Annotated in this window: 18 protein-coding genes; 12 read left to right on the top strand and 6 right to left on the bottom strand. The window is 63.1% G+C overall.

The annotated features are described in order from the left end of the window. Nucleotides 1-6: 6 nt before the first annotated feature. The 3 genes from HU770_RS18670 to HU770_RS18660 form a co-directional block, all read right to left on the bottom strand. On the bottom strand, nt 7-1,131 hold the full coding sequence (locus tag HU770_RS18670) for an ABC transporter ATP-binding protein (protein ID WP_033703038.1): 1,125 nt from the start codon (nt 1,129-1,131) through the stop codon (nt 7-9). A 305-nt stretch (nt 1,132-1,436) separates the two neighbouring features. Then, nucleotides 1,437-2,069, bottom strand: a complete 633-nt coding sequence (locus HU770_RS18665) for a response regulator transcription factor (RefSeq protein ID WP_177326514.1) — start codon at nt 2,067-2,069, stop codon at nt 1,437-1,439. Between the two features lie 7 nt (nt 2,070-2,076). Then, entirely contained in the window at nt 2,077-4,464 is a 2,388-nt protein-coding gene (locus HU770_RS18660; RefSeq protein WP_186664798.1) for a sensor histidine kinase, read from the bottom strand. 95 nt (nt 4,465-4,559) lie between these two features. Here HU770_RS18660 and HU770_RS18655 point away from each other — a divergent pair, with 95 nt between their 5' ends. Further along, a complete protein-coding gene (locus HU770_RS18655; protein WP_186658710.1) occupies nt 4,560-5,558 on the top strand; it encodes an alpha/beta hydrolase family protein in 999 nt (332 codons plus the stop codon). Nucleotides 5,559-5,599: 41 nt separating this feature from the next. Here the strand turns inward: HU770_RS18655 and HU770_RS18650 are convergent, their stop codons facing one another. The 3 genes from HU770_RS18650 to HU770_RS18640 are packed head-to-tail and all read right to left on the bottom strand — an operon-like array spanning nt 5,600 to nt 8,053. After that, nucleotides 5,600-6,364, bottom strand: a complete 765-nt coding sequence (locus HU770_RS18650) for a TerB family tellurite resistance protein (protein WP_033703043.1) — start codon at nt 6,362-6,364, stop codon at nt 5,600-5,602. Nucleotide 6,365: 1 nt separating this feature from the next. After that, on the bottom strand, nt 6,366-7,037 hold the full coding sequence (gene murU, locus HU770_RS18645) for an N-acetylmuramate alpha-1-phosphate uridylyltransferase MurU (RefSeq protein ID WP_186664795.1): 672 nt from the start codon (nt 7,035-7,037) through the stop codon (nt 6,366-6,368). Further along, a complete protein-coding gene (locus tag HU770_RS18640) occupies nt 7,034-8,053 on the bottom strand; it encodes a phosphotransferase (protein ID WP_033703045.1) in 1,020 nt (339 codons plus the stop codon). Before HU770_RS18640 ends, murU begins: the two co-directional genes overlap by 4 nt. A 130-nt stretch (nt 8,054-8,183) precedes the next feature. On the opposite strand from HU770_RS18640, the gene HU770_RS18635 reads away from it, so the two are divergent. The 11 genes from HU770_RS18635 to HU770_RS18585 all read left to right on the top strand — a co-directional run bounded on the left by HU770_RS18635 (nt 8,184) and on the right by HU770_RS18585 (nt 22,215). After that, the gene (locus tag HU770_RS18635) at nt 8,184-11,024 is read left to right on the top strand and encodes an LPS-assembly protein LptD (RefSeq protein WP_186658704.1); all 2,841 of its coding nucleotides are present in this window, start codon (nt 8,184-8,186) and stop codon (nt 11,022-11,024) included. Next, nucleotides 11,005-12,324: a peptidylprolyl isomerase SurA gene (gene surA / locus HU770_RS18630; protein ID WP_033703048.1), complete on the top strand. Its 1,320-nt coding sequence runs from the start codon at nt 11,005-11,007 to the stop codon at nt 12,322-12,324. Before HU770_RS18635 ends, surA begins: the two co-directional genes overlap by 20 nt. Continuing rightward, a complete protein-coding gene (gene pdxA, locus HU770_RS18625) occupies nt 12,321-13,310 on the top strand; it encodes a 4-hydroxythreonine-4-phosphate dehydrogenase PdxA (RefSeq protein ID WP_186664792.1) in 990 nt (329 codons plus the stop codon). The genes surA and pdxA overlap by 4 nt, the downstream gene beginning before the upstream one ends. Beyond that, a complete protein-coding gene (gene rsmA, locus HU770_RS18620; RefSeq protein ID WP_033703051.1) occupies nt 13,307-14,107 on the top strand; it encodes a 16S rRNA (adenine(1518)-N(6)/adenine(1519)-N(6))-dimethyltransferase RsmA in 801 nt (266 codons plus the stop codon). Before pdxA ends, rsmA begins: the two co-directional genes overlap by 4 nt. A gap of 154 nt (nt 14,108-14,261) precedes the next feature. Next, complete coding sequence (apaG, locus tag HU770_RS18615; protein ID WP_033703052.1) at nt 14,262-14,642, top strand: Co2+/Mg2+ efflux protein ApaG; 381 nt, start codon at nt 14,262-14,264, stop codon at nt 14,640-14,642. After that, nucleotides 14,642-15,508, top strand: a complete 867-nt coding sequence (locus tag HU770_RS18610) for a symmetrical bis(5'-nucleosyl)-tetraphosphatase (protein WP_186664789.1) — start codon at nt 14,642-14,644, stop codon at nt 15,506-15,508. Before apaG ends, HU770_RS18610 begins: the two co-directional genes overlap by 1 nt. A 14-nt stretch (nt 15,509-15,522) precedes the next feature. Continuing rightward, a complete protein-coding gene (gene glpE, locus HU770_RS18605; protein WP_047583863.1) occupies nt 15,523-15,852 on the top strand; it encodes a thiosulfate sulfurtransferase GlpE in 330 nt (109 codons plus the stop codon). 283 nt (nt 15,853-16,135) lie between these two features. Continuing rightward, complete coding sequence (locus HU770_RS18600) at nt 16,136-18,058, top strand: PrkA family serine protein kinase (RefSeq protein ID WP_027594382.1); 1,923 nt, start codon at nt 16,136-16,138, stop codon at nt 18,056-18,058. Nucleotides 18,059-18,199: 141 nt separating this feature from the next. Further along, nucleotides 18,200-19,471, top strand: coding sequence for a YeaH/YhbH family protein (locus tag HU770_RS18595; protein WP_033703056.1), 1,272 nt, complete (start codon nt 18,200-18,202; stop codon nt 19,469-19,471). Beyond that, entirely contained in the window at nt 19,468-21,036 is a 1,569-nt protein-coding gene (locus HU770_RS18590; RefSeq protein ID WP_033703057.1) for a SpoVR family protein, read from the top strand. The genes HU770_RS18595 and HU770_RS18590 overlap by 4 nt, the downstream gene beginning before the upstream one ends. A 60-nt stretch (nt 21,037-21,096) precedes the next feature. Further along, the gene (locus HU770_RS18585; RefSeq protein ID WP_186664785.1) at nt 21,097-22,215 is read left to right on the top strand and encodes a multifunctional CCA addition/repair protein; all 1,119 of its coding nucleotides are present in this window, start codon (nt 21,097-21,099) and stop codon (nt 22,213-22,215) included. The last annotated feature ends 32 nt before the right edge of the window (nt 22,216-22,247 follow it).

The raw sequence follows: 22,247 nt of genomic DNA, 5'->3' as shown, positions 1-22,247 counted from the left end.
AATCCATCAATGGGCTTCGGCAATCGGATCGAGCGCGCGGGCGTGCTCCACCTCCCAGCCCAGCGGTACCACATCGCCCACGGCCAAGGCCGGGTCGAGCTCGGCGATCGGCTGCTTCACGAAGAAGTCGGCCTTGCCACAGACTTCCAGGCGCACCCGTACGTGGTCGCCCAGGTAGATGAACTCGGCCACACGGCCAGAAAAGCGGTTGACGCAGCTTTCACTGTGGCCATTGAGGCGCACACGCTCCGGGCGGATCGACAAGGTCACCGGCTCGCCGGCCTGGCCGACATTCACCGCCAGCGCTTCGACCCGTTCGCCCCGCGCCAGCTGCACCTGGCAACGGTGGCCATCGCTGGCCAGCAAGGTGCCGTTGATGCGGTTGTTCTCGCCGATGAAGTTGGCCACGAAGGTGTTGCACGGCTGTTCATAGAGGGTGCGAGGGTCGGCGATCTGCTGAATTTCGCCCTGGTGGAACACCGCCACCCGGTCAGACATGGTCAGCGCCTCGCCCTGGTCGTGGGTCACGTAGACCACGGTTACACCCAGGCGCTGGTGGATATGCTTGATCTCCATCTGCATGTGTTCGCGCAGTTGCTTGTCGAGCGCGCCCAGCGGTTCGTCCATCAGCACCAGTTGCGGCTCGAACACCAGGGCACGGGCCAGGGCCACCCGCTGCTGCTGGCCGCCCGACAACTGGCCGGGGTAGCGCTTGGCGAAGGCGTCGAGCTGGACCATGCTCAGCACACGCTTCACCCGCTCGCTGATGTCGGTCTTGCTGAGGTTGCGCACGCTCAGCGGAAAGGCCAGGTTCTCGGCCACGGTCATGTGCGGGAACAGCGCGTAGTTCTGGAACACCATGCCGATGTCACGCTTGTGCGGCGGCACGTTGTTGATCGAGCGCCCGGCCAGCTGGATTTCGCCAGCGGTGGGGGTTTCGAAACCGGCCAGCATCATCAGGCTGGTGGTCTTGCCCGAGCCGGACGGGCCGAGCAAGGTAAGGAACTCGCCCTTGCGGATGTCCAGGTTGAGGTTTTTGACGATCAGCGACTCGCCGTCGTAGCTCTTCTGCACACCACGGAAGCTGACCAGCGTTTCGCTGGTTGCAGCGTTCGAATTCGCCTCGCTCATGCCTGCACCTTCTTGTTTGATGACTGCGTAGGCAAAGACTAGACAAGACGCAAGTGCCCGAAAATCGGGGGTACTGAGAGAATGCCATCATCCATATGGAAGATTCTGTGTAGGGATCGCCCTACAAGAATGGCGGAATTGGAATAGACCCCAGGCACACCACTTCACCTTGTGGGAGCGGGCTTGCCCCGCGAATGCGCCACCCCGGGCAATGAGGTTGAGCTTGCCGGCCCTTTCGCGGGGCAAGCCCGCTCCCACAGTACTCGCTCATTGCCAACCGTCAGGCCATGTCGCAACCAGAACACTCAGACCAACTTGTGCTCCATGGCGTACTTCACCAGTTCCGCCAGTGAGTTGACCTTGAGCTTCTGCATCAGCCGCGCCTTGTGGGTGCTGATGGTCTTGCTCGACAGCGCCAGTTGCTGGGCGATGTCATTGACGTTAGCGCCTTGGGCCAGGCGCTCGAATACCGAGAACTCACGCTCCGAGAGCAGGGTATGCAAGGGCCTGGACTCGGTCAGGCCGACCTCGAAGACCATGCGGTCGGCCAATGCCGGGTCGATGTAGCGCCCGCCCCCGGCAACCCGGCGAATGGCGGTCAACAGCAAGGCGGGGTCACTGTCCTTGGTGGCATAACCGGCGGCGCCAGCCTTCAGCGCCCGCGCCGCCATCTGCGCCTCGTCGTGCATCGACAGCATCAGGATCGCAGGGGCGTCGTTCAGGGCGCGGATGCGCGGGATGGCCTCCAGGCCGTTGACGCCCGGCATCGATATATCCAGCAACACCACTTCACAGGGGGTATGGCGCAAGGCTTCGAGCAACTGCTCGCCGTTGCCAGCCTCGCCCGCCACCTGCATGTCCTTGGCCAGGCCAATCAATTGCTTGATGCCTTCACGGACAATGGTGTGGTCTTCTGCCACCAGCACTCGAATCACGATCGGTCTCCTACTCCAACGGAATGGCCACGCTCAGGCTGGTGCCCTCGCCCGGTTCACTGTCCAGCGTCATGCTGCCCCCCAGCATCAGCACCCGTTCGCGCACGCCCACCAGGCCGAACGAGGTGGGCCGGGTCTGGTCGCGGCAAAAACCGCTGCCGTCGTCGCTGACGGTCATACGCAGTTGCCCATGCTCACGCACCAGTTCGATCTCCACGCTGTGCGCCTGCGCGTGGCGCATGACGTTGGTCAGCGCCTCCTGCAGAATACGAAACAGCCCGATGGCCTTGGCATCACTCAATGCTGGCAGATTATCCGGTACCTGCACCAGGCAGGGGATTTGTGTACGCGCCTCGAAACGCCGCGCCTGCCATTCTATGGCCGAGGCGATGCCGGCATCGAGAATCGGCGGGCGCAGTGCCGTGGCCACGTCGCGCACCAGCTGGAACAGCTGGGCGATCAGGCGCTTCATGCTCGACAAGCGCTCGTTCAGCCCTGGGTCGAGTTCGGCAAAGGCCAGTTCACACATCGACACCTCAAGCTTGAGCACGGTCAGCATCTGCCCCAGCTCATCGTGCACCTCACGGGCGATACGGGCCTTTTCTTCCTCGCGCACGCTTTCCAGGTGCGCCGACAACTCGCGCAGCTGCTCCTGCGAGCGCGCCAGCGCCAGTTCTGCCCGCTTGCCCTGGGTGATGTCCCAGACGATACCGTCCCACACCACCCGGCCATCGGCCAGGCGCCGGGTACTGGCCTTGATGTCGGCCCAACGCTGTTCACCCTGGCGCGTCAGGATGCGCCCCTGCCATGACCAGTCCTGGTTGCTGGCCAGGGCCAGGTCCTGCACCCGGTGATAGTCGCTGCGGTCTTCGGGGTGCACCAGATTGCGCAGGCCCATCTGCGGGTGCTGGATTTCGGCGGGTGCATAACCAACCAACGCCTCGCTGCCTTCGCTGATGTAGGGGAACTCCAGGTCGCCCTCGGCCGGGTCACGCTCCAGCCGAAACACCAGCCCCGGCACGTTGCCAGCGATGCCCTTGAGCCGCGCTTCGCTTTCGCGCAGCGCGGCCAGCGCGCGATGGCGCTCGGTGACATCGGCGATATACACCACCAGGTACTCGGCGTCGCGAAAGCGCAGAAAACTCAACGACAGCTCCACCGGCAGCAAGCTGCGGTCCGCGCGCAGGCAGCGGGTCTCGAACTGCCCCACACCGCCGCCGCCCGCGCGCGCGCCCCGCCATAGTTCCAGCCAGCGGTCCATGTTCAGGTTGGGCTCGAAGTCGATCAGCGGGCGCTCCAGCAACTCACCTTGCCCATAGCCCAGCATGCGCTCTGCGGCATGGTTGGCGTAACGCACATGGCTGTCCCAGTTGACCCACAGGATACCCACGGTGCTCTGGTCGATGGCGAACTGGCTCAGGCGCAGCGCCTCTTCACGTACCTGGCGTTCGGCCAGGTTCTCGCGCGTTGCCAGCAGGCTGCGTTCCAGCTGGCGCTGTTGCCGGCGCTGCCAGGTCAGCGTGGCCAGCGCGCACAGCAGCAACATGCCGAACAGCAAGGCGAGGTTCTGCCAAAAGCCGGCCGACTCACTCAAACGCGGGTACTTGGGTTGCAGCCAGCGCTGGTGAAGTTGCTCCAGCGCCTTGGCCGGGATGGCCTGCAAGCCCCGTTCGAGCACGTCGGCCAACAGCGGCCAGTCACGCCGCGAGCCCACCCGCAGCAGTTGCGGCAAGCCGATATCGCCGACCACCGCCAGCTCGCCGAACTCGCTCTCGCGCGACAGCCGGCTGAGCTGGGCTTCATCGAGCACCGCGTAACGGGCCTGGCCACCCACGATCAACTGCAGCGCCTCGCGCTCGTTGGGCACGCCTTGCAGGTTGAGGTTGCCGTAGTTGCTACGCAGGTAATCCGCCAACGGGCTGGGCATGCGCACGGCGACGCGCTGGTCGGGTTCGAGCGTTTCCAGCTCCACCGCCATGGCGCCCGTGCGCGGGCCGACCACCAGTTGCGGCACGCGCATGTACGGGTCGCTGAACAGCCATAGCCGCAGGCTCGCCGGGGTCTGGGTAAGGCCGGGGGCGAAGTCGATTTCGCCGGCCTGCAAGGCGTGTTCGAGGCTGGCCTGATCGGCGAAGTTACGCCAGGTCAGGTCCAGCCTCAGCGCCTGGGCCAACGCGCTCACCAGCTCGACATTGGCCCCGTAAAGTTGCTGCAGACGGCGGTCGAACTGCGCATACGGCGCCTGCAACACCAGGCCGACCCGCAGGCTGCGATGGGCCTCCAGCCACTGCTGCTGCGCGGGTTCAAGGGCTACGCTCGGCACTGCCTCGGGCCTTGCCAGCGCGATCAAGGGTAGCCACAAGCAGCCGATAACCAACAGGCGACGCATTCGCTTCATCTACACGCTCGTCTTGGCAAGGGCGGCCATGCAGCATGGCCGTCACGGGCAAATACTATTAGGCTGCCGGTATCATTCTGGCCTTGGGTTGACGCATGTCCACACTTTATCGCACGACGCTGGCACTGTGCTGCCTAGCCTCGATCCTTCCGCTCGGCGCCATGGCCGCCGACGCTGAAAAACCTTCCACCACCACCGAAGCCGCGCCCGTCGAGGCCACCCGGCCACCCCTGCTGGAACGCAGCCAGGAAGACGCCCAGGCCCTGGAGCGCCTGGTGCCCAAGGCCGAGCAGCAAACCCTGCAGGCAGGCGCCGAGCGCTTTCTGGCACTGTGGAAACCGGCCAACAGCAACGACCCGCAAGGTGCGGTAATCATCGTGCCCGGTGCCGGTGAGACGGCCGACTGGCCGAACGCCGTCGGCCCGCTGCGGCGCAAGTTCCCCGACGTCGGCTGGCACAGCCTGAGCGTAAGTTTGCCCGACTTGCTCGCCGACAGCCCGCAGGCGCGGGTTGAAGCCAAGCCCACCGAGGCACCGGCCAACGACAACGGCGAAAGTGCGCCAGCCAAGGACACCCCGACCGATGCCAACGCCAACGTCGCCCAGGCGACAGCCGCCGATGCCGATGCCGCAGAAAGCACCGACGCCGAGCAGGCCAGCGAGCAGAACGACCCTGCCGATGCCGAACGCATCTTCGCCCGCCTCGACGCCGCGGTGGCCTACGCGCAACAGCATGACGCGCGCAGCATCGTGCTGATCGGCCATGGCAGTGGCGCGTACTGGGCGGCCCGCTACCTGAGCGAGAAGCAACCCGCACAGGTGCAGAAACTGGTGATGGTCGCCGCGCAGACGCCGGCACGGGTGGAACATGACCTGGAAAGCCTGGCCCCCACCCTCAAGGTGCCGACCGCCGACCTGTATTACGCCACCCGCACCGGTGATCGCCGTGCTGCAGCATTGCGCCTGCAGGCCAGCAAGCGGCAGAAGGACAGCCAGTACCGGCAGTTGTCGCTGATTGCCATGCCTGGCAACAAGGCCGCTGAACAGGAGCAATTGTTCCGCCGGGTGCGCGGGTGGCTGAACCCGCAAGACTGATTACAAGCTGCCGGGGCCGTAGTGCGGCCCTCGGCTGTTGACTACAACCCCCGCCGCTTGCGAATCAGCCCATACGCCTGATGCAACTCACGGGTCCGTTCGGTCGCCTCGCGCACCTGGGCTTCCGTAGCGCCGCTACCCGCCAGCTTGTCCGGGTGATGCCGGCTGATCAGCCGGCGATAGGCCTGCTTGACCTTGTCGCCCTCGGTATCAGCCTCGACCGCCAACAGTCGCAAGGCCGCCGCATAGGTCATGGTGCCACCGTCCAGCCCTGCCTTGCGCGGCTCGTACTCCAGCGACATGGCTTGCACCTGGCGCCGGCTCAAACCCAGCTTCTGCCCCCAGTCCAACAGCATCTCGCGCTCTTTGCTGCCAACCTTGCCGTCGGCCCAGACCATGCGCCAACAAGCACGCAAGGTCCCTTCTGCAGCATGCGGTTGCTGGCGGATACGGCGCAGATGGCCGGCCAGCCGGTCCTTGCCGGCCTTGCCACGGTTGAACGCGGCAATGGCCCGCAGCCGGGCCGCCTCAGCCAGGTCCAGGCGTACCATCTCTTGGCGCGCCTGCTGGATATGCTGCTCGGCCACCCGCCCATCGCATTTGGCCAACCTGCCGAGCAGCACGAACAGCAACTCCTCGTCGCGCAGGGCCGGGCGCCCGCCCAGGCGCTCGCGCATGTCCTCCCAGCCACGCACCCTCAGGCGCCGGTCCATGGCCTGCCCGAGCAGAGCGCCGAGCAAGGCGCCGGGGATGCTGGCGACGGCAAAACCGGCGCCGGCACCAATCACCGTGCTTGGCCACCACATCTCAGGCGCGCTCGCCGATCAGGCGCTCGGCCTGGGCCAGGCGCTCCAGCGTGCCGACATCGACCCAATGGCCACGGTAGTGCTCGCCCGTGACCTTGCCATCCGCCATGGCCTGGCGCAGCAAAGGCGCCAGCTTGAAAGCCCCCGGCTGGCAACCCTCGAACAACGCGGGGTCAAGCACCGAGAGGCCACTGAAGGTCAAGGTACCCGGCGCTTCATCGCCATCCAGCACTTGCGTGCCGGCCAGGCGGAAGTCGCCACGGTCGTGATGCCCCGGGTTGTCTACCAGCACCAGGTGCGCCAGGCCCGCAAGCGGCGCCAGCAGGCGGGTGAAGTCGTAGTCGGTCCAGACGTCACCATTGACCAGCAGGAACGGCGCCTCGCCCAGCAACGGCAGTGCCTTGAAGATCCCGCCGCCGGTTTCCAGCGGTTCGCCCTCGGGCGAATAGCGGATGCTCAGGCCGAAACGGCTGCCATCACCCAGGTGGTCCTCGATCTGCTGGCCCAGCCAGGCATGGTTGATCACCACCTCGGTAACACCGGCTGCCGCCAGGGCGCGCAAGTGGTACTCGATCAGCGGCTGGCCTGCTACCGGCACCAGTGGCTTGGGCGTGTGCAGGGTCAAGGGGCGCATGCGCTCGCCCTTGCCCGCTGCCAGGATCATCGCTTTCATGCCTGTGCTCCGGCCTTGAGTTCGGCAATCAGCTCGCCCAGCTCCGCCAATTCGGGACGGCGACCGATCACTTCATCTATATAGGCGAAGAAACGTGGGACGTCCGCCAGGTAGCGCGGCTTGCCATCGCGGTGGCAGATGCGGGCGAAGATGCCGATCACCTTGAGGTGACGCTGCACCCCCATCAGGTCGCTGGCGCGCTGAAATGCCTCGAAATCGGCTTGCACGGGAATACCGGCAGCCTGCGCTTTTTGCCAGTAATTGCGCAGCCAGCCGTCTACCCGGGCCTGCGGCCAGCTGAGGAAGGCATCCTTGAACAGGCAGGTGATGTCGTAGGTGACCGGGCCGTAGACCGCGTCCTGGAAGTCCAGCACGCCTGGGTTTGGCGTGCTGTGCATCAAGTTGCGCGGCATGTAGTCGCGGTGCACCAGCACCTTGGGCTGGGCCAGGGCACTGTCGATCAGCGCCTGGCTGACACGTTGCCAGGCGGCCTTCTGAGCCTCGCTGAAGGCCAGGCCAAGCTCTCGCCCGACGTACCACTCGGGGAACAGTTCGACTTCCCGGCGCAGCAGGGCATCGTCGTAGCTCGGCAGTGGCGCGTCCATCGGCAGGCGCTGGAACGCCAGCAGCGCATCGATGGCATCACTGAACAGGCCATCGGCATTCTGGCCATCGATGATGTCCAGGTAGGTCTGGTGGCCCAGATCGCCCAGCAGCAGGAAACCGCGCTCCAGGTCCTGGGCATGGATCACCGGCACGTGCACGCCGGCACTGGCCAGCAGGTGATCGATGGCGACGAACGGTCGGCAGTTCTCCTGCGGCGGGGGGGCATCCATGATCACGAAACTATGGCCTGCGCCCTGCCAGCGGAAGTAGCGGCGGAAGCTCGCATCGCTGCTGGCGGCAGTCAGGCTGCCTGCTGGCACTTCGCCCCAGGCGTTGTTTTGGAAAATAGTGTTGAGCTGCTCATCGAGCCAGACAGTCAGTTGTTGCAAGCGTACATCGTGATCAGGCATTACAAGGGTCTCCGACGGCCCTAGCCGTCAAGCGGGTCATGCTTTATTATCCAGCATCTTTTTCAGACCATCGAGAGGCGTGCGGCCCCACACGCGGGCAGATGGCACGCAGGAAGCCCGGACTAATAAGATGGCATTGAAATCCCCCGCGTTTCGTAGAAAGTTTCCGTTGCTGGTCACCGGCGGTTTGCTGGCCCTGCAACCTCTGGCCACGTCGTACGTCGTGGCAGCCGAACAGTTCGACTGCCAAGTGTCCGCCTCCGGTGGTTGGGACTGCAAGCCCAAGGCGCCTGTCAACAACCTGCCGCCGCGTCCGGTGCACGAGGGTGCTGCCCTCAGTTCCGGTACCGAAGCCCAGGCGGGCGAAGCCGAAACCGCGGACAAGCCGATGCTGGTCACCGAGGCCAAGGGCCGTGGCCTGAAGTCGCGCAGCGAAGACTACAGCCACCTCGACTGGGTCCCGCGTGACAAGCTCACCGCCGCCCAGCTGGCCGAAACCGGCCCGTACTGCGGTGGCGCGTACATCGAGCCGACCCGCCCTGGCATGGCCGACACCACGCCCAAGGACGAGTCGCCGACCTACATCAATGCCAAGGTGTCCAAGTACCAGCAGGAGCAGCAGATCGCTACCCTCGCCGGTAACGTGGTGATGCGCCAGGGCAGCATGCAGGCCGAGGCCGACGAGGCCAACCTCTACCAGACCGAGAACCGTGGCGAGCTCAAGGGCAACGTCAAGATCCGTGACAACGGCTCGCTGGTGGTCGGTGACGAGGCGCAGATCCAGCTCGACACGGGCGAAGCCCAGGTCGACAACGCCGAATACGTGATGCACAAGTCGCATATCCGCGGCAACGCCCTGTACGCCAAACGTGGCGAAAACGCCATCATCCGTCTCAAGGACGGTACGTACACCACCTGCGAACCGGGCAGCAACGCCTGGCAGCTGAAGGGCAACAACATCACCCTGAACCCGGCCACCGGTTTCGGCACGGCGACCAACGTCACCTTGCGGGTCAAGGATTTCCCGGTGTTCTACACACCGTACATCTACTTCCCGATCGACGACCGTCGCCAGTCCGGCTTCCTGCCGCCCTCGTTCAGCAGCAGCAGCGACACCGGCTTCATGCTGGTCACCCCGTACTACTTCAACCTGGCGCCCAACTATGACGCCACGTTGTACCCGCGCTACATGACCAAGCGCGGCCTGCTGATGGAAGGTGAGTTCCGTTACCTGACCCCGTCCAGCGAAGGCCAGTTCGGCGGCGCGTACCTGAACGACAAGAACGACGACCGTAAAGACCAGACTGACTACAAAGAACAGCGCTGGATGGTCAACTGGCAGCACAAGGGTGGCCTGGACGAGCGCCTGATGGCCGAGGTGGACTACACCGACATCAGCGACCCGTTCTACTTCCAGGACCTCGAATCCGACCAGATCGGCGTAGAGACCCAGGACCTGCTCAACCAGCAGGGCGCCCTGACCTACCGTGGCGACAGCTACACCGCGCGGTTGAACGTGCATGCCTACGAGATGGCGACCATCTCGCAGATCACGCCGTATGACCGCCTGCCGCAGATCACCTTCAACGGTAAACTGCCGTTCGAGCCGGGTGGGCTGAACCTTGCTTATGAGACTGAAGCGGTTCGCTTTGATCGGGATCTGAAAGACGACCTGGTATTCAACAAGGACGGCGTGCCAGACAGAACTGCTGGCGTTGTAACGGACCCGATTACCGGAGAAGTGCTGGGCGGCCGACGGCTTGACCAGAACATTGCCGGTATCGCCCGTGCCAACGGTACGCGCCTGAACTTCGCGCCATCGATCAGCCTGCCGATGGAAGCCAGCTACGGCTACCTGACGCCGAAACTGAAGTACGCCTACACCCATTACGATCTCGACCTGGACAGCAAAGGCAAGGCCGACGCTATCAGGCTGCAGGCAGCTGATCCGGTAGCTTACGGCAGCTACAGCGGCACGGTGAACCGTGACGTGCCAATCTTCAGCGTGGACAGCGGGTTGTATTTCGACCGCAACACCTCGATGTTCGGCACCAATTACAAGCAAACCCTTGAACCGCGCCTGTTCTACCTCTACGTCCCGTACAAGGACCAGAAGGACATCCCGCTGTTCGACTCGGGTGAAACGCTGTTCAGCTACGACTCGCTGTTCCGCGACAACCGCTTCAGCGGCACCGACCGCATCGGCGACGAGAACAAACTGTCGCTGGGCGTGACCACGCGCTGGATCGAGGACGACGGCTTCGAGCGGCAGAGCTTCAGCATCGGCCAGGCCTACTACTTCAAGGATCGCAAGGTCCAGTTGCCGGGTATCAACTACAAGACCCGCGCCGACTCGCAGGCCGACGTTTCGCCGTACGCCCTGGTGTACAACTATGCGTTCAACCGCGACTGGCGCTTCAATTCGGACTTCAACTGGGACCCGGACAGCCGCAGCACCCGCTCGGGCAGCGCGATGTTCCACTACCAGCCTGAAGACAACCCGAACAAGGTGGTCAACCTCGGTTATCGCTACCGCAACGACACCATCTCCTACGACTCCCAGACCGGTACCTGGAAAGTGGGCGGCGGCGACTACGGTGTGCCAGGCAGCGAGAACTACATCAAGGACTACTACAAGATCCAGCAGCATGACTTCTCGGTCATCTGGCCGATCGTTCCGCAGTGGAGCGTCATCGCTCGCTGGCAGCATGACTACAACCGCAACCGCACCCTGGAAGCCATGGGCGGTTTCGAGTATGACAACTGCTGCTGGAAGCTGCGCCTGATCAACCGTTACTGGATCGACTACGACGACTTCAGCCAAGCCCTTCCAGCGAACGAAAAAGGCGACCACGGTATCTTCCTGCAGATCGTGCTGAAAGGCCTCGGTGGTGTAGTGGGCAACAAGGTCGAATCTTTCCTCGACGAAGGCATTCAAGGTTACCGTACACGTGAAGACCAAGCTTATTGATCGTCTGCGCCCAGTGTTGCTGGGCGCCGCTTTGCTGAGTGGCGCGGTGCATGCCGCGGTACAACCCCTGGACCGCGTGGTGGCCATCGTCGACAACGACGTGGTCATGCAGAGCCAACTGGACCAGCGCGTCCATGAAGTTCAGCAAACCATCGCCAAACGTGGCGCCGGCGCGCCACCGACCAGCGCCCTGGAACAGCAGGTGCTCGAGCGTTTGATCGTCGAAAACCTGCAACTGCAGATCGGCGAGCGTTCCGGCATCCGCATCACCGATGAGGAGCTGAACCAGGCCATCGGCACCATTGCCCAGCGCAACGGCATGTCGCTGGACCAGTTCCGCGCGGCCCTGGCCCATGATGGCCTGTCGTTCGACGACGCTCGCGAGCAGGTCAAGCGCGAGATGATCATCAGCCGCGTGCGCCAGCGCCGTGTGGCCGAGCGCATTCAGGTTTCCGAGCAGGAAGTGAAAAACTTCCTCAACTCGGACCTGGGCAAGATGCAGCTCTCGGAAGAGTACCGCCTGGCCAACATCCTTATCCCGACCCCGGAAAGCGCCAACTCCGACGCCATCCAGGCGGCCGCCCGGCAGGCCGGCGATGTCTACCAGCAGCTCAAGCAAGGCGCGGACTTCGGCCAGTTGGCCATCGCCCGTTCCGCCAGCGAGAACGCCCTGGAAGGCGGCGAGATGGGCTGGCGTAAAGCCGGCCAGCTGCCACCTGACTTCGCCAAGATGCTCAGCAACATGGCCACTGGCGATGTCACCCAGCCAATCCGTATCCCCAACGGCTTCATCATCCTCAAGCTCGAGGAGAAGCGTGGTGGCAGCGAGAACGTGCTGCGTGACGAAGTGCATGTACGCCACATCCTGATCAAGCCGAGCGAAATCCGCAGCGACGCAGCCACCGAGCAATTGGCCGAACGCCTGTACGACCGCATCAAGAACGGCGAAGACTTCGGCGAGCTGGCCAAGAGCTTCTCGGAAGACCCGGGCTCGGCGCTTAACGGCGGCGACCTCAACTGGGTCGACCCAAACAGCCTGGTGCCTGAGTTCCGTGAGCAGATGGCCAACGCAGCCCAAGGCGAAGTCACCAAACCGTTCAAGACCCAGTACGGCTGGCACGTCCTGGAAGTGCTGGGCCGCCGCGCCACCGACAGCACCGAACAGGCGCGTGAACAGCAGGCATTGAACGTGCTGCGCAACCGCAAGTACGACGAAGAGCTGCAGACCTGGCTGCGCCAGATCCGCGACGAAGCCTACGTTGAAATCAAGCTGCCTGGCGCCGACCAGGCTGCACAGTGAAGCCCCTGCGCTTCGCCGTCACCCCCGGTGAACCAGCCGGCATAGGTCCCGACCTGTGCCTGCTGCTCGCCGCAGACGCCCAGCCCCACCCCCTGATTGCCATCACCAGCCGTGACCTGCTCGCCGAGCGGGCCACGCAGCTGGGGCTGGCCGTCAACCTGCTGCCGGTAGCGCCAGATCACTGGCCCGACCAGCCAGCGCCTGCGGGCAGCCTGTATGTCTGGGATACACCCCTGGCCACCGCCGTGACGGCAGGCCAGCTGGACAAGGCCAATGCCGCCTTCGTCCTGCAAACCCTGACCCGCGCAGGCACTGGCTGCCTGGACGGGCATTTCGCCGGGATGATCACCGCCCCTGTGCACAAGGGCGTGATCAACGAGAGCGGCATTGCCTTTTCCGGGCATACCGAGCTCCTCGCCGAGCTGACCCACACCGCGCAAGTGGTGATGATGCTGGCGACCCGCGGCCTGCGCGTGGCCCTGGTGACCACTCACCTGCCGCTGCGCGAGATTGCCGACGCGATCACCGCTGAACGCGTCGAGCGTGTCACCCGCATCCTGCACGCCGATATGCGCGACAAGTTCGGCATTGCCAACCCTCGCATCCTGGTCTGCGGCCTCAACCCGCACGCCGGAGAAGGCGGCCATCTGGGCCGCGAAGAAATCGACATCATCGAACCGACACTGGCCCGCCTGCGCACCGAAGGCATGGACCTGCGTGGACCGCTGCCGGCCGATACCCTGTTTACCCCCAAATATCTGGAGCACTGCGACGCAGTGCTGGCGATGTACCACGACCAGGGCCTGCCCGTACTCAAGTACAAAGGCTTCGGCGCCGCCGTCAATGTGACGCTGGGCCTGCCGATCATCCGCACGTCGGTCGACCACGGCACCGCCCTGGACCTGGCCGGCACCGGCAAGGTTGATACCGGCAGCCTGCGGGTTGCCCTGGAAACCGCCTACCAGATGGCCGAGAACCGACCATGAACGAGCAATACCAACACCGGGCGCGCAAGCGCTTCGGTCAGAACTTCCTGCACGACGCCGGCATCATCGACCGCATCCTGCGCGCCATCCACGCCAAGGCGGGTGAACACCTGCTGGAAATCGGCCCAGGCCAGGGCGCCCTCACCGAGGGCCTGCTGGGCAGCGGTGCACAGCTGGACGTGGTGGAACTGGACAAGGACCTGGTGCCGATCCTTCAGCACAAGTTTGCCGGCCGTGACAACTTCCGCCTGCACCAAGGCGACGCCCTGAAGTTCGACTTCAACCAGCTCGGCGTGCCACCGCGCAGCCTCAAGGTGGTCGGCAACCTGCCCTACAACATTTCCACCCCGCTGATCTTCCACCTGCTCAGCCACGCCGGGCTGATCCGCGACATGCACTTCATGCTGCAGAAGGAAGTGGTCGAGCGCATGGCCGCAGGCCCGGGTGGCGGTGACTGGGGCCGCCTGTCGATCATGGTGCAGTACCACTGCCGGGTCGAACACCTGTTCAACGTCGGCCCTGGCGCGTTCAACCCGCCGCCAAAGGTGGACTCGGCCATCGTGCGCCTGGTGCCACACGAAGTGCTGCCGTTCCCAGCCAAGGACCACCTGCTGCTGGAGCGGGTCGTTCGCGAAGCCTTCAATCAGCGTCGCAAGACACTGCGCAACACCCTCAAAGGCCTGCTCGACAGCCAGGCGATCGAAGCCGCTGGTGTTGATGGCAGCCTGAGGCCTGAGCAGCTGGACCTGGCGGCCTTCGTGCGCCTGGCAGACCAGTTGGCTGACCAACAAGCCTGATAGCGCCTGCACCGGCCTCTTCGCGGTTCACCCGTGAAGAGGCCGGCACCACCCCCACCCCTGCTGACATGCCTGCCCGCGACCACACCGCTGGCCCTCCCCCCCGCCAATGGCCTAGACTGCATTATTGCGTCAGTTCGCCCAAGGCCTTTGCATGTCCGATCCCCGCTATCAGATCGACGTCAGCGTCGTGACCCGCTACCTCAAAGAACAATCCGACCCCGAAAACAGTCGTTTCGCTTTCGCCTACACCATTACCGTGCAGAACAACGGCTCGGTCACGGCCAAGTTGCTGTCCCGACACTGGCTGATCACCAACGGTGATGGCGAAGTCGAGGAAGTGCGCGGCGCCGGCGTGGTCGGCCAGCAACCGAACATCGACCCGGGCCAGAGCCATACCTATAGCAGTGGCGCGGTCATCAGCACCCGCGTCGGCACCATGCAGGGCAGCTACCAGATGTTCGCCGAAGACGGTAAACGCTTCGATGCCCAGATCGCCCCCTTCCGCCTGGCGGTACCCGGAGCCCTGCACTGATGGCGACCTACGCCGTCGGTGACCTGCAAGGCTGCCTGCAACCGCTCAAATGCCTGCTCGAACGCGTGCGCTTCAACCCCACCGTCGACCGCCTCTGGTTGGTCGGTGACCTGGTCAACCGCGGCCCCGAGTCGCTGGAAACCCTGCGCTACCTTTACTCGATCCGTGACTCGCTGGTGTGCGTGCTGGGCAACCATGACCTGCACCTGCTGGCCGCCTGGCACAACGTCGAACGCCTGAAAAAGAGCGACACCCTGGGCGCAATCCTCGAAGCGCCAGACGCCGACCTGCTGTTCGACTGGCTGCGCCGGCAAAAACTGCTGCATTACGACGAGCCCCGCGGTATCGCCATGGTACATGCCGGCATACCGCCACAGTGGACCCTGGGCCGAGCCCTTGAGCTTGCCGCCGAAGTCGAGGAAGTGCTGCGGGACGACGGGCGCCTCAAGCTCTACCTCGATGGCATGTACGGCAACGAGCCGAACAAGTGGAGCAAGAACCTCACAGGTATCGAGCGCCTGCGGGTGATCACCAACTACCTCACGCGCATGCGCTTCTGCACCCCCGAGGGCAAGCTCGACCTCAAGAGCAAGGAAGGCTTGGGCGCAGCCCCCAAAGGCTACAAGCCCTGGTTTGCGCACAAGGACCGCCGCTCGCGGCATGTGAAGATCATCTTCGGCCACTGGGCCGCCCTTGAAGGGCGCGTCGACGAGCCCGGCATCATCGCCCTGGACACCGGTTGCGTGTGGGGCGGTGCCATGACCCTCTATAACGTCGACAGCGGTGAATACCATCGCTGCGACTGCGCCGACGACGGCACCGTACGCACGCCGGCACAACCCACTAGACTCAACGATCAGCCCTGAAGGAAACCGTACCCATGAGCGAATTCAAGCGCATCCCTCCCGAGCAGGCCCTGGCCCTGCGCGCGCAAGGTGCGGTAGTGGTCGATATTCGCGACCCACAGGCTTTTGCCGCCGGCCACATCAGCGGCGCCACCCACCTGGATAACCATTCGGTCGCCGATTTCATCCGCAATGCCGACCTCGATGCACCGACCCTGGTGGTCTGCTACCACGGCAATTCCAGCCAGAGCGCCGCCGCCTACCTGGCCGGCCAGGGCTTCTCGGAGGTGTACAGCGTCGATGGCGGCTTTGAGCTGTGGCGCGCCACCTACCCGGGCGAGACTGCCCAAGGCGCTGCTGAATAATTTTTTCATTTTTACTGCAGCCCGCGCCCTATGCGGGCTTGCGGCTCACCTGACGAACGGTCGCGAGCAACTTCTCGGCCTCGCGCCCTTGACCTTGCGTATTACCAACTATCCTTAAGCCCAGGCCATCCAAAAAAGGGGAGAGCCGGTACACCGGCGTGCGGGTCATCGGTAGCGTTTCAAGGGTGTTCTGGGGGGTATACAGCAATCGGCGAACCCGGTTGCATGCCAGCATCAGCTGACTGATCCGGCGTCGTCTCCACGTATCGAGCGAGGTGACGTCATGAGCATTTTTAGCCACTTCCAACAACGTTTCGAGTCCACCCGCCAGGAAGAACTTTCGCTGCAGGAGTACCTCGAGCTGTGCAAGCAGGATCGCAGCGCCTACGCTTCGGCGGCAGAACGGCTGTTGCTGGCCATCGGCGAACCGGAGCTTGTCGACACCTCCAACAATTCCAGGCTTTCACGGATCTTCTCGAACAAGGTCATTCGGCGCTATCCGGCCTTTGAAGACTTCCATGGCATGGAAGAATGCATCGACCAGATCGTTTCGTACTTCCGCCACGCGGCGCAGGGCCTGGAAGAGAAGAAGCAAATCCTCTACCTGCTGGGCCCGGTAGGCGGCGGCAAGTCGTCGCTGGCCGAGAAGCTCAAGCAGCTGATGGAGAAAGTGCCCTTCTACGCCATCAAGGGCTCGCCTGTATTCGAATCACCACTGGGTTTGTTCAACGCCACCGAAGATGGGGCCATTCTCGAGGAAGAGTTTGGGATCCCACGGCGCTACCTGAACACCATCATGTCGCCCTGGGCCACCAAGCGCCTGCAGGAGTTCGGCGGCGATATCTCCAAGTTCAAGGTGGTCAAACTCTACCCCTCGATCCTTAACCAGATCGCCATCGCCAAGACCGAACCCGGCGATGAGAACAACCAGGACATTTCTGCCCTGGTGGGCAAGGTGGACATCCGCAAACTCGAGGAATACCCACAGAACGACGCCGACGCCTACAGCTATTCGGGTGCGCTGTGCCGGGCCAACCAGGGCCTGATGGAATTCGTCGAGATGTTCAAGGCGCCGATCAAGGTCCTGCACCCCCTGCTGACGGCGACCCAGGAAGGTAACTACAACAGTACCGAGGGGCTGGGGGCGATCCCCTACACCGGCATCCTGCTGGCCCACTCCAACGAATCGGAGTGGCACACCTTCCGCAACAACAAAAACAACGAAGCGTTCATCGACCGGATCTACATCGTCAAGGTGCCCTACTGCCTGCGCGTCAGTGACGAAATCAAGATCTACGACAAACTGCTGGTCAACAGCTCGCTGGCCAAGGCCCATTGCGCGCCCGACACCCTCAAGATGCTGGCCCAGTTCACCGTGCTCTCGCGCCTCAAGGAGCCCGAAAACTCCAACATCTATTCGAAGATGCGTGTCTACGACGGTGAAAACCTCAAGGACACCGATCCTAAGGCCAAGTCGATCCAGGAATACCGGGACTCGGCAGGCGTCGACGAGGGCATGAACGGCCTGTCGACCCGCTTCGCCTTCAAGATCCTGTCCAAGGTCTTCAACTTCGACCCGCACGAGATCGCAGCCAACCCGGTTCACCTGCTGTATGTGCTCGAACAGCAGATCGAACAGGAACAGTTCCCGGCCGAAGTGCGCGAACGCTACCTGCGCTACCTGAAGGAATACCTGGCACCGCGCTACATCGAGTTCATCGGCAAGGAGATCCAGACCGCCTACCTCGAGTCTTACAGCGAGTACGGCCAGAACATCTTCGACCGCTATGTGCTGTACGCCGACTTCTGGATTCAGGACCAGGAATACCGCGACCCGGAAACCGGCGAGATCCTCAACCGTATTGCCCTCAACGAAGAACTGGAGAAGATCGAGAAGCCTGCCGGCATCAGCAACCCGAAAGACTTCCGCAACGAGATCGTCAACTTCGTACTGCGCGCACGCGCCAACAACAACGGCAAGAACCCGAGCTGGCTGAGCTATGAAAAACTGCGGGTGGTGATCGAGAAGAAAATGTTCTCCAACACCGAAGACCTGCTGCCGGTCATCAGCTTCAATGCCAAGGCCAGCAAGGAAGACCAGAAGAAACACAACGACTTCGTCACCCGGATGGTGGAGCGTGGTTACACCGACAAGCAGGTGCGCTTGCTGTCGGAATGGTACCTGCGGGTCAGGAAATCGCAATAAAGCGGCAAGCTTCTAGCCGCAAGCTGCAAGCTGCCCGGCGTCGGCGCTTCTGTCTACGCCACAGCTTGCAGCCGCGGTGGCTGCTCTTTCTTGCAGCTTGAAGCTCGTGGCTTGTAGCTGCATCCAGTCACCGGAGGGACCATGAGCTACGTAATCGACCGACGCCTGAACGGCAAGAACAAGAGCACGGTCAACCGCCAGCGTTTTCTGCGGCGCTACCGTGAGCACATCAAAAAGGCCGTCGAAGAGGCCGTGAGCCGCCGCTCCATCATGGACATGGAGCATGGCGAGCAGATCAGCATTCCGGGACGGGACATCGATGAACCGGTGTTGCACCACGGTCGTGGCGGCAAGCAGACCATCGTGCACCCTGGCAACAAGGAATTCACCGCCGGCGAACACATCCCCAGGCCCCAGGGTGGCGGCGGCGGCGGTGGCCGCGGCAAGGCCGGCAACTCTGGCGAGGGCATGGATGAGTTCGTCTTCCAGATCACCCAGGAAGAGTTTCTCGAATTCATGTTCGAAGACCTCGAACTGCCCAACCTGGTCAAACGCCACCTGACCGGTGCCGACACCTTCAAGACTGTACGTGCCGGTATTGCTAACGAAGGCAACCCATCACGCATCAACATCGTTCGCACCCTGCGTTCGGCCCATGCCCGGCGTATTGCCCTGACCGGCAGCAGCCGTGCCTTGTTGCGCGAAGCGCAGAAAGAACTCGACCGCCTGAAGGTCGAGGAACCTGACAACTTCACCGACATCCAGGAAGTCGAGCAAGAAATCGAACGGCTCAAGGCACGCATCAACCGCCTGCCCTTCCTCGACACCTTCGACCTCAAGTACAACCTGCTGGTCAAGCAGCCCAACCCCAGTTCGAAAGCGGTGATGTTCTGCCTGATGGACGTCTCCGGCTCCATGACCCAGGCCACCAAGGACATCGCCAAGCGCTTCTTCATCCTCCTGTACCTGTTCCTCAAGCGTAATTACGACCGCATCGAAGTGGTCTTCATCCGCCATCACACCAGTGCGCGGGAAGTGGACGAGGAAGAGTTCTTCTATTCGCGGGAGACCGGCGGCACCATCGTCTCCAGCGCGCTCAAGCTGATGCAGGAAATCATGGCCGAGCGCTACCCGGCCAGTGACTGGAACATCTATGCCGCCCAGGCCTCCGACGGCGACAACTGGAACGACGACTCGCCGATCTGCCGCGAGATCCTCTCCAAGCAGATCATGCCGCACGTGCAGTACTACACTTACGTCGAGATCACCCCCCGTGAGCATCAGGCGCTGTGGTACGAGTACGAGCGAATCGGCGAAGGCTTTCCCGACACGTTCGCCCAGCAGCAGTTGGTATCGGCCGGCGACATCTACCCGGTCTTCCGTGAACTCTTCCAGCGCAGGTTAGCCACATGACCGCCAGAGCTCAGAAACGCCAACCTATTTCCACCGGGTCCGAATGGACGTTCGACCTGATCCAGACCTACGACCGGGAAATCAGCCGCCTGGCCGAGCGTTACGCCCTGGACACCTATCCCAACCAGATCGAAGTGATTACCGCCGAACAGATGATGGATGCCTATGCCTCGGTAGGCATGCCGCTGGGCTACCACCACTGGTCCTATGGCAAGCAGTTCCTCAGTACCGAAAAGTCCTACAGTAGGGGCCAGATGGGCCTGGCGTACGAGATCGTGATCAACTCCGACCCGTGCATCGCCTACCTGATGGAAGAAAACACCATGTGCATGCAGGCACTGGTGATCGCCCATGCCTGCTATGGCCACAACAGCTTTTTCAAGGGCAACTACCTGTTCCGCACCTGGACCGATGCCAGTTCGATCATCGACTACCTGGTGTTTGCCAAGCAGTACATCGCCCAGTGTGAAGAGCGCCACGGCATCGATGCCGTCGAAGACCTCATCGACTCCTGCCACGCGCTGATGAATTACGGTGTCGACCGCTACAAGCGCCCCTACCCCATTTCTGCCGAGGAGGAGCGGCGCCGGCAGAAGGAGCGTGAAGAGCACCTGCAACGGCAGATCAACGACCTGTGGCGCACCATCCCCAAGGGCGCGGAGAAGGGTGGTGAGCGTGATGATGCGCGCTTCCCCGCCGAACCTCAGGAAAACATCCTGTACTTCATCGAAAAGCACGCCCCCCTGCTCGAACCCTGGCAGCGCGAAGTGGTGCGCATCGTGCGCAAGATAGCGCAGTACTTCTATCCGCAGCGCCAGACCCAGGTGATGAACGAAGGGTGGGCCACCTTCTGGCACTACACGCTGATGAACGACCTGTACGACGAGGGCCTGGTCACCGACGGTTTCATCATGGAGTTCCTGCAGTCGCACACCAGCGTGGTGTTCCAGCCAGGTTTCGACAGCCCGTACTACAACGGCATCAACCCCTATGCACTCGGCTTTGCGATGTACACCGACATCCGCCGCATCTGCGAAAACCCAACCGAAGAAGATCGCCACTGGTTCCCCGACATTGCCGGCAGCGACTGGCTCTCGACCATCAAGTTCGCCATGAGCAGCTTCAAGGACGAGAGCTTCATCCTGCAGTACCTGTCGCCCAAGGTGATCCGCGACCTCAAGCTGTTCAGCATTCTTGACGACGACCAGCGTGATGACCTGCTGGTACCCGCTATCCATGACGAGGCAGGGTACCGGTTCATCCGCGAACAACTGGCGGCCCAATACAACCTGGGCAACCGTGAACCCAACGTACAGATCTGGAGCATCGACCGCCGCGGCGACCGCTCGCTGACCCTGCGCCACCAACAACACAACCGCAAACCGCTGGGCGACTCGACCGAGGAAGTGCTCAAGCACCTGCACCGCCTGTGGGGCTTCGACATTCACCTGGAGACCGTACAAGGCGACCAGGTCATGAAGACCCATCACATGCCTCCGCGCGGTGAGCATGGCGAAAGCGCCGACTATGGCCGCATGGACCTGGCCGTCATCCACCACCTCTAGCAGCGACGCCCCCGCATAACTGCCAACAGGTTATCCTGTGGGCAGTTATGGAGGCTGTACATGCACATCTACAAAGTTGGCGGCGCCGTGCGCGACCGCTTGCTCGGGCGCCCCGTCAGCGACATCGACTGGCTGGTGGTTGGCGCCACCGTCGAACAGATGCAGGCCCTGGGCTACCGCCCGGTAGGCGCTGATTTCCCGGTGTTCATCCACCCCCGAAGCGGTGAGGAATACGCCCTGGCGCGCACCGAGCGCAAAAGTGGCCGTGGCTATGGCGGGTTTACCTTCCATGCCAGCCCCGACGTCACCCTCGAAGAAGACCTGATCCGCCGCGACCTGACCATCAATGCGATGGCGGAGGACGACGACGGCACGCTTTACGACCCCTATCACGGCAAAGAGGACCTCGAAAGGCGCCTTTTACGCCACGTATCCCCCGCGTTCGCCGAAGACCCCCTGCGGGTACTCAGGGTTGCCCGCTTTGCCGCACGCTACGCGCCACTGGGCTTCAAGGTGGCTGACGAAACCCTGGCGCTGATGCGTCAGATCAGTGCCTCTGGCGAACTGCAGGCGCTCACCGCCGAACGCAGCTGGAAAGAGATCGAGCGCGCGCTGATGGAGCCGCAACCCCAGGTGTTCTTCGAGGTCTTGCGCGCTTGCGATGCCTTGCAGGCACTGTTGCCAGAGCTTGAGGATAGCCCCCACGCCTTGGCGGGCCTGGAGCAGGCCGCGCAGCATGATCAACCACTGCATGTGCGCTGGGCTTGCCTGCTGCGCGAGCTGCAGCCAGCAACGATCAAGGCGGTCAGCCAGCGCTTCAAGGCGCCGCGAGACTGCCAGGAGCTGGCCATACTGGTGGGTGAGTGCCTGTCTCAATGCAACCAGGCCCTTGAGTTGCCGCCCACGGCATTGCTGGAGCTGTTGCAGAAGTTCGATGTGTATCGGCGGCCACAGCGCTTCGACGACTTCATCAGCGCCTGCGAGATGGATGCGCGCGCGCGCCAGGGCAACCTGGCTTATCCACAGGCTGACTACCTGCGAGGGGCCGCAGCGGCGGCAAGGGCTGTGGATGTGAAGCCGCTGGTGCAGGCTGGGCTGACCGGGCAGGCGTTGGGCGAGTCGCTTAAAGGTGAGCGATTAAAGGCGCTGACGGCCTACAAAAGCGCTGCAGAAGGCTGATTTCACGATTGCCGGGCACCGCGAAGAGGCCC

Source organism: Pseudomonas sp. SWRI68 (assembly GCF_014269165.1).
GTDB classification, from domain to species: Bacteria; Pseudomonadota; Gammaproteobacteria; order Pseudomonadales; family Pseudomonadaceae; genus Aquipseudomonas; species Aquipseudomonas capeferrum.
Note: the sequence above shows the minus strand (reverse complement) of the source record. Positions and strands in the feature narration are given on the sequence as shown.

Excerpts from the sequence above, each read along its gene's own strand:
- HU770_RS18670 (WP_033703038.1), bottom strand. The coding sequence starts at position 1,131 with ATGAGCGAGGCGAATTCGAACGCTGCAACCAGCGAAACGCTGGTCAGC.
- HU770_RS18660 (WP_186664798.1), bottom strand. The coding sequence starts at position 4,464 with ATGAAGCGAATGCGTCGCCTGTTGGTTATCGGCTGCTTGTGGCTACCC.
- HU770_RS18655 (WP_186658710.1), top strand. The coding sequence starts at position 4,560 with ATGTCCACACTTTATCGCACGACGCTGGCACTGTGCTGCCTAGCCTCG.
- HU770_RS18650 (WP_033703043.1), bottom strand. The coding sequence starts at position 6,364 with ATGTGGTGGCCAAGCACGGTGATTGGTGCCGGCGCCGGTTTTGCCGTC.
- murU (WP_186664795.1), bottom strand. The coding sequence starts at position 7,037 with ATGAAAGCGATGATCCTGGCAGCGGGCAAGGGCGAGCGCATGCGCCCC.
- HU770_RS18640 (WP_033703045.1), bottom strand. The coding sequence starts at position 8,053 with ATGCCTGATCACGATGTACGCTTGCAACAACTGACTGTCTGGCTCGAT.
- HU770_RS18635 (WP_186658704.1), top strand. The coding sequence starts at position 8,184 with ATGGCATTGAAATCCCCCGCGTTTCGTAGAAAGTTTCCGTTGCTGGTC.
- rsmA (WP_033703051.1), top strand. The coding sequence starts at position 13,307 with ATGAACGAGCAATACCAACACCGGGCGCGCAAGCGCTTCGGTCAGAAC.
- apaG (WP_033703052.1), top strand. The coding sequence starts at position 14,262 with ATGTCCGATCCCCGCTATCAGATCGACGTCAGCGTCGTGACCCGCTAC.
- HU770_RS18610 (WP_186664789.1), top strand. The coding sequence starts at position 14,642 with ATGGCGACCTACGCCGTCGGTGACCTGCAAGGCTGCCTGCAACCGCTC.
- glpE (WP_047583863.1), top strand. The coding sequence starts at position 15,523 with ATGAGCGAATTCAAGCGCATCCCTCCCGAGCAGGCCCTGGCCCTGCGC.
- HU770_RS18600 (WP_027594382.1), top strand. The coding sequence starts at position 16,136 with ATGAGCATTTTTAGCCACTTCCAACAACGTTTCGAGTCCACCCGCCAG.
- HU770_RS18595 (WP_033703056.1), top strand. The coding sequence starts at position 18,200 with ATGAGCTACGTAATCGACCGACGCCTGAACGGCAAGAACAAGAGCACG.
- HU770_RS18590 (WP_033703057.1), top strand. The coding sequence starts at position 19,468 with ATGACCGCCAGAGCTCAGAAACGCCAACCTATTTCCACCGGGTCCGAA.
- HU770_RS18585 (WP_186664785.1), top strand. The coding sequence starts at position 21,097 with ATGCACATCTACAAAGTTGGCGGCGCCGTGCGCGACCGCTTGCTCGGG.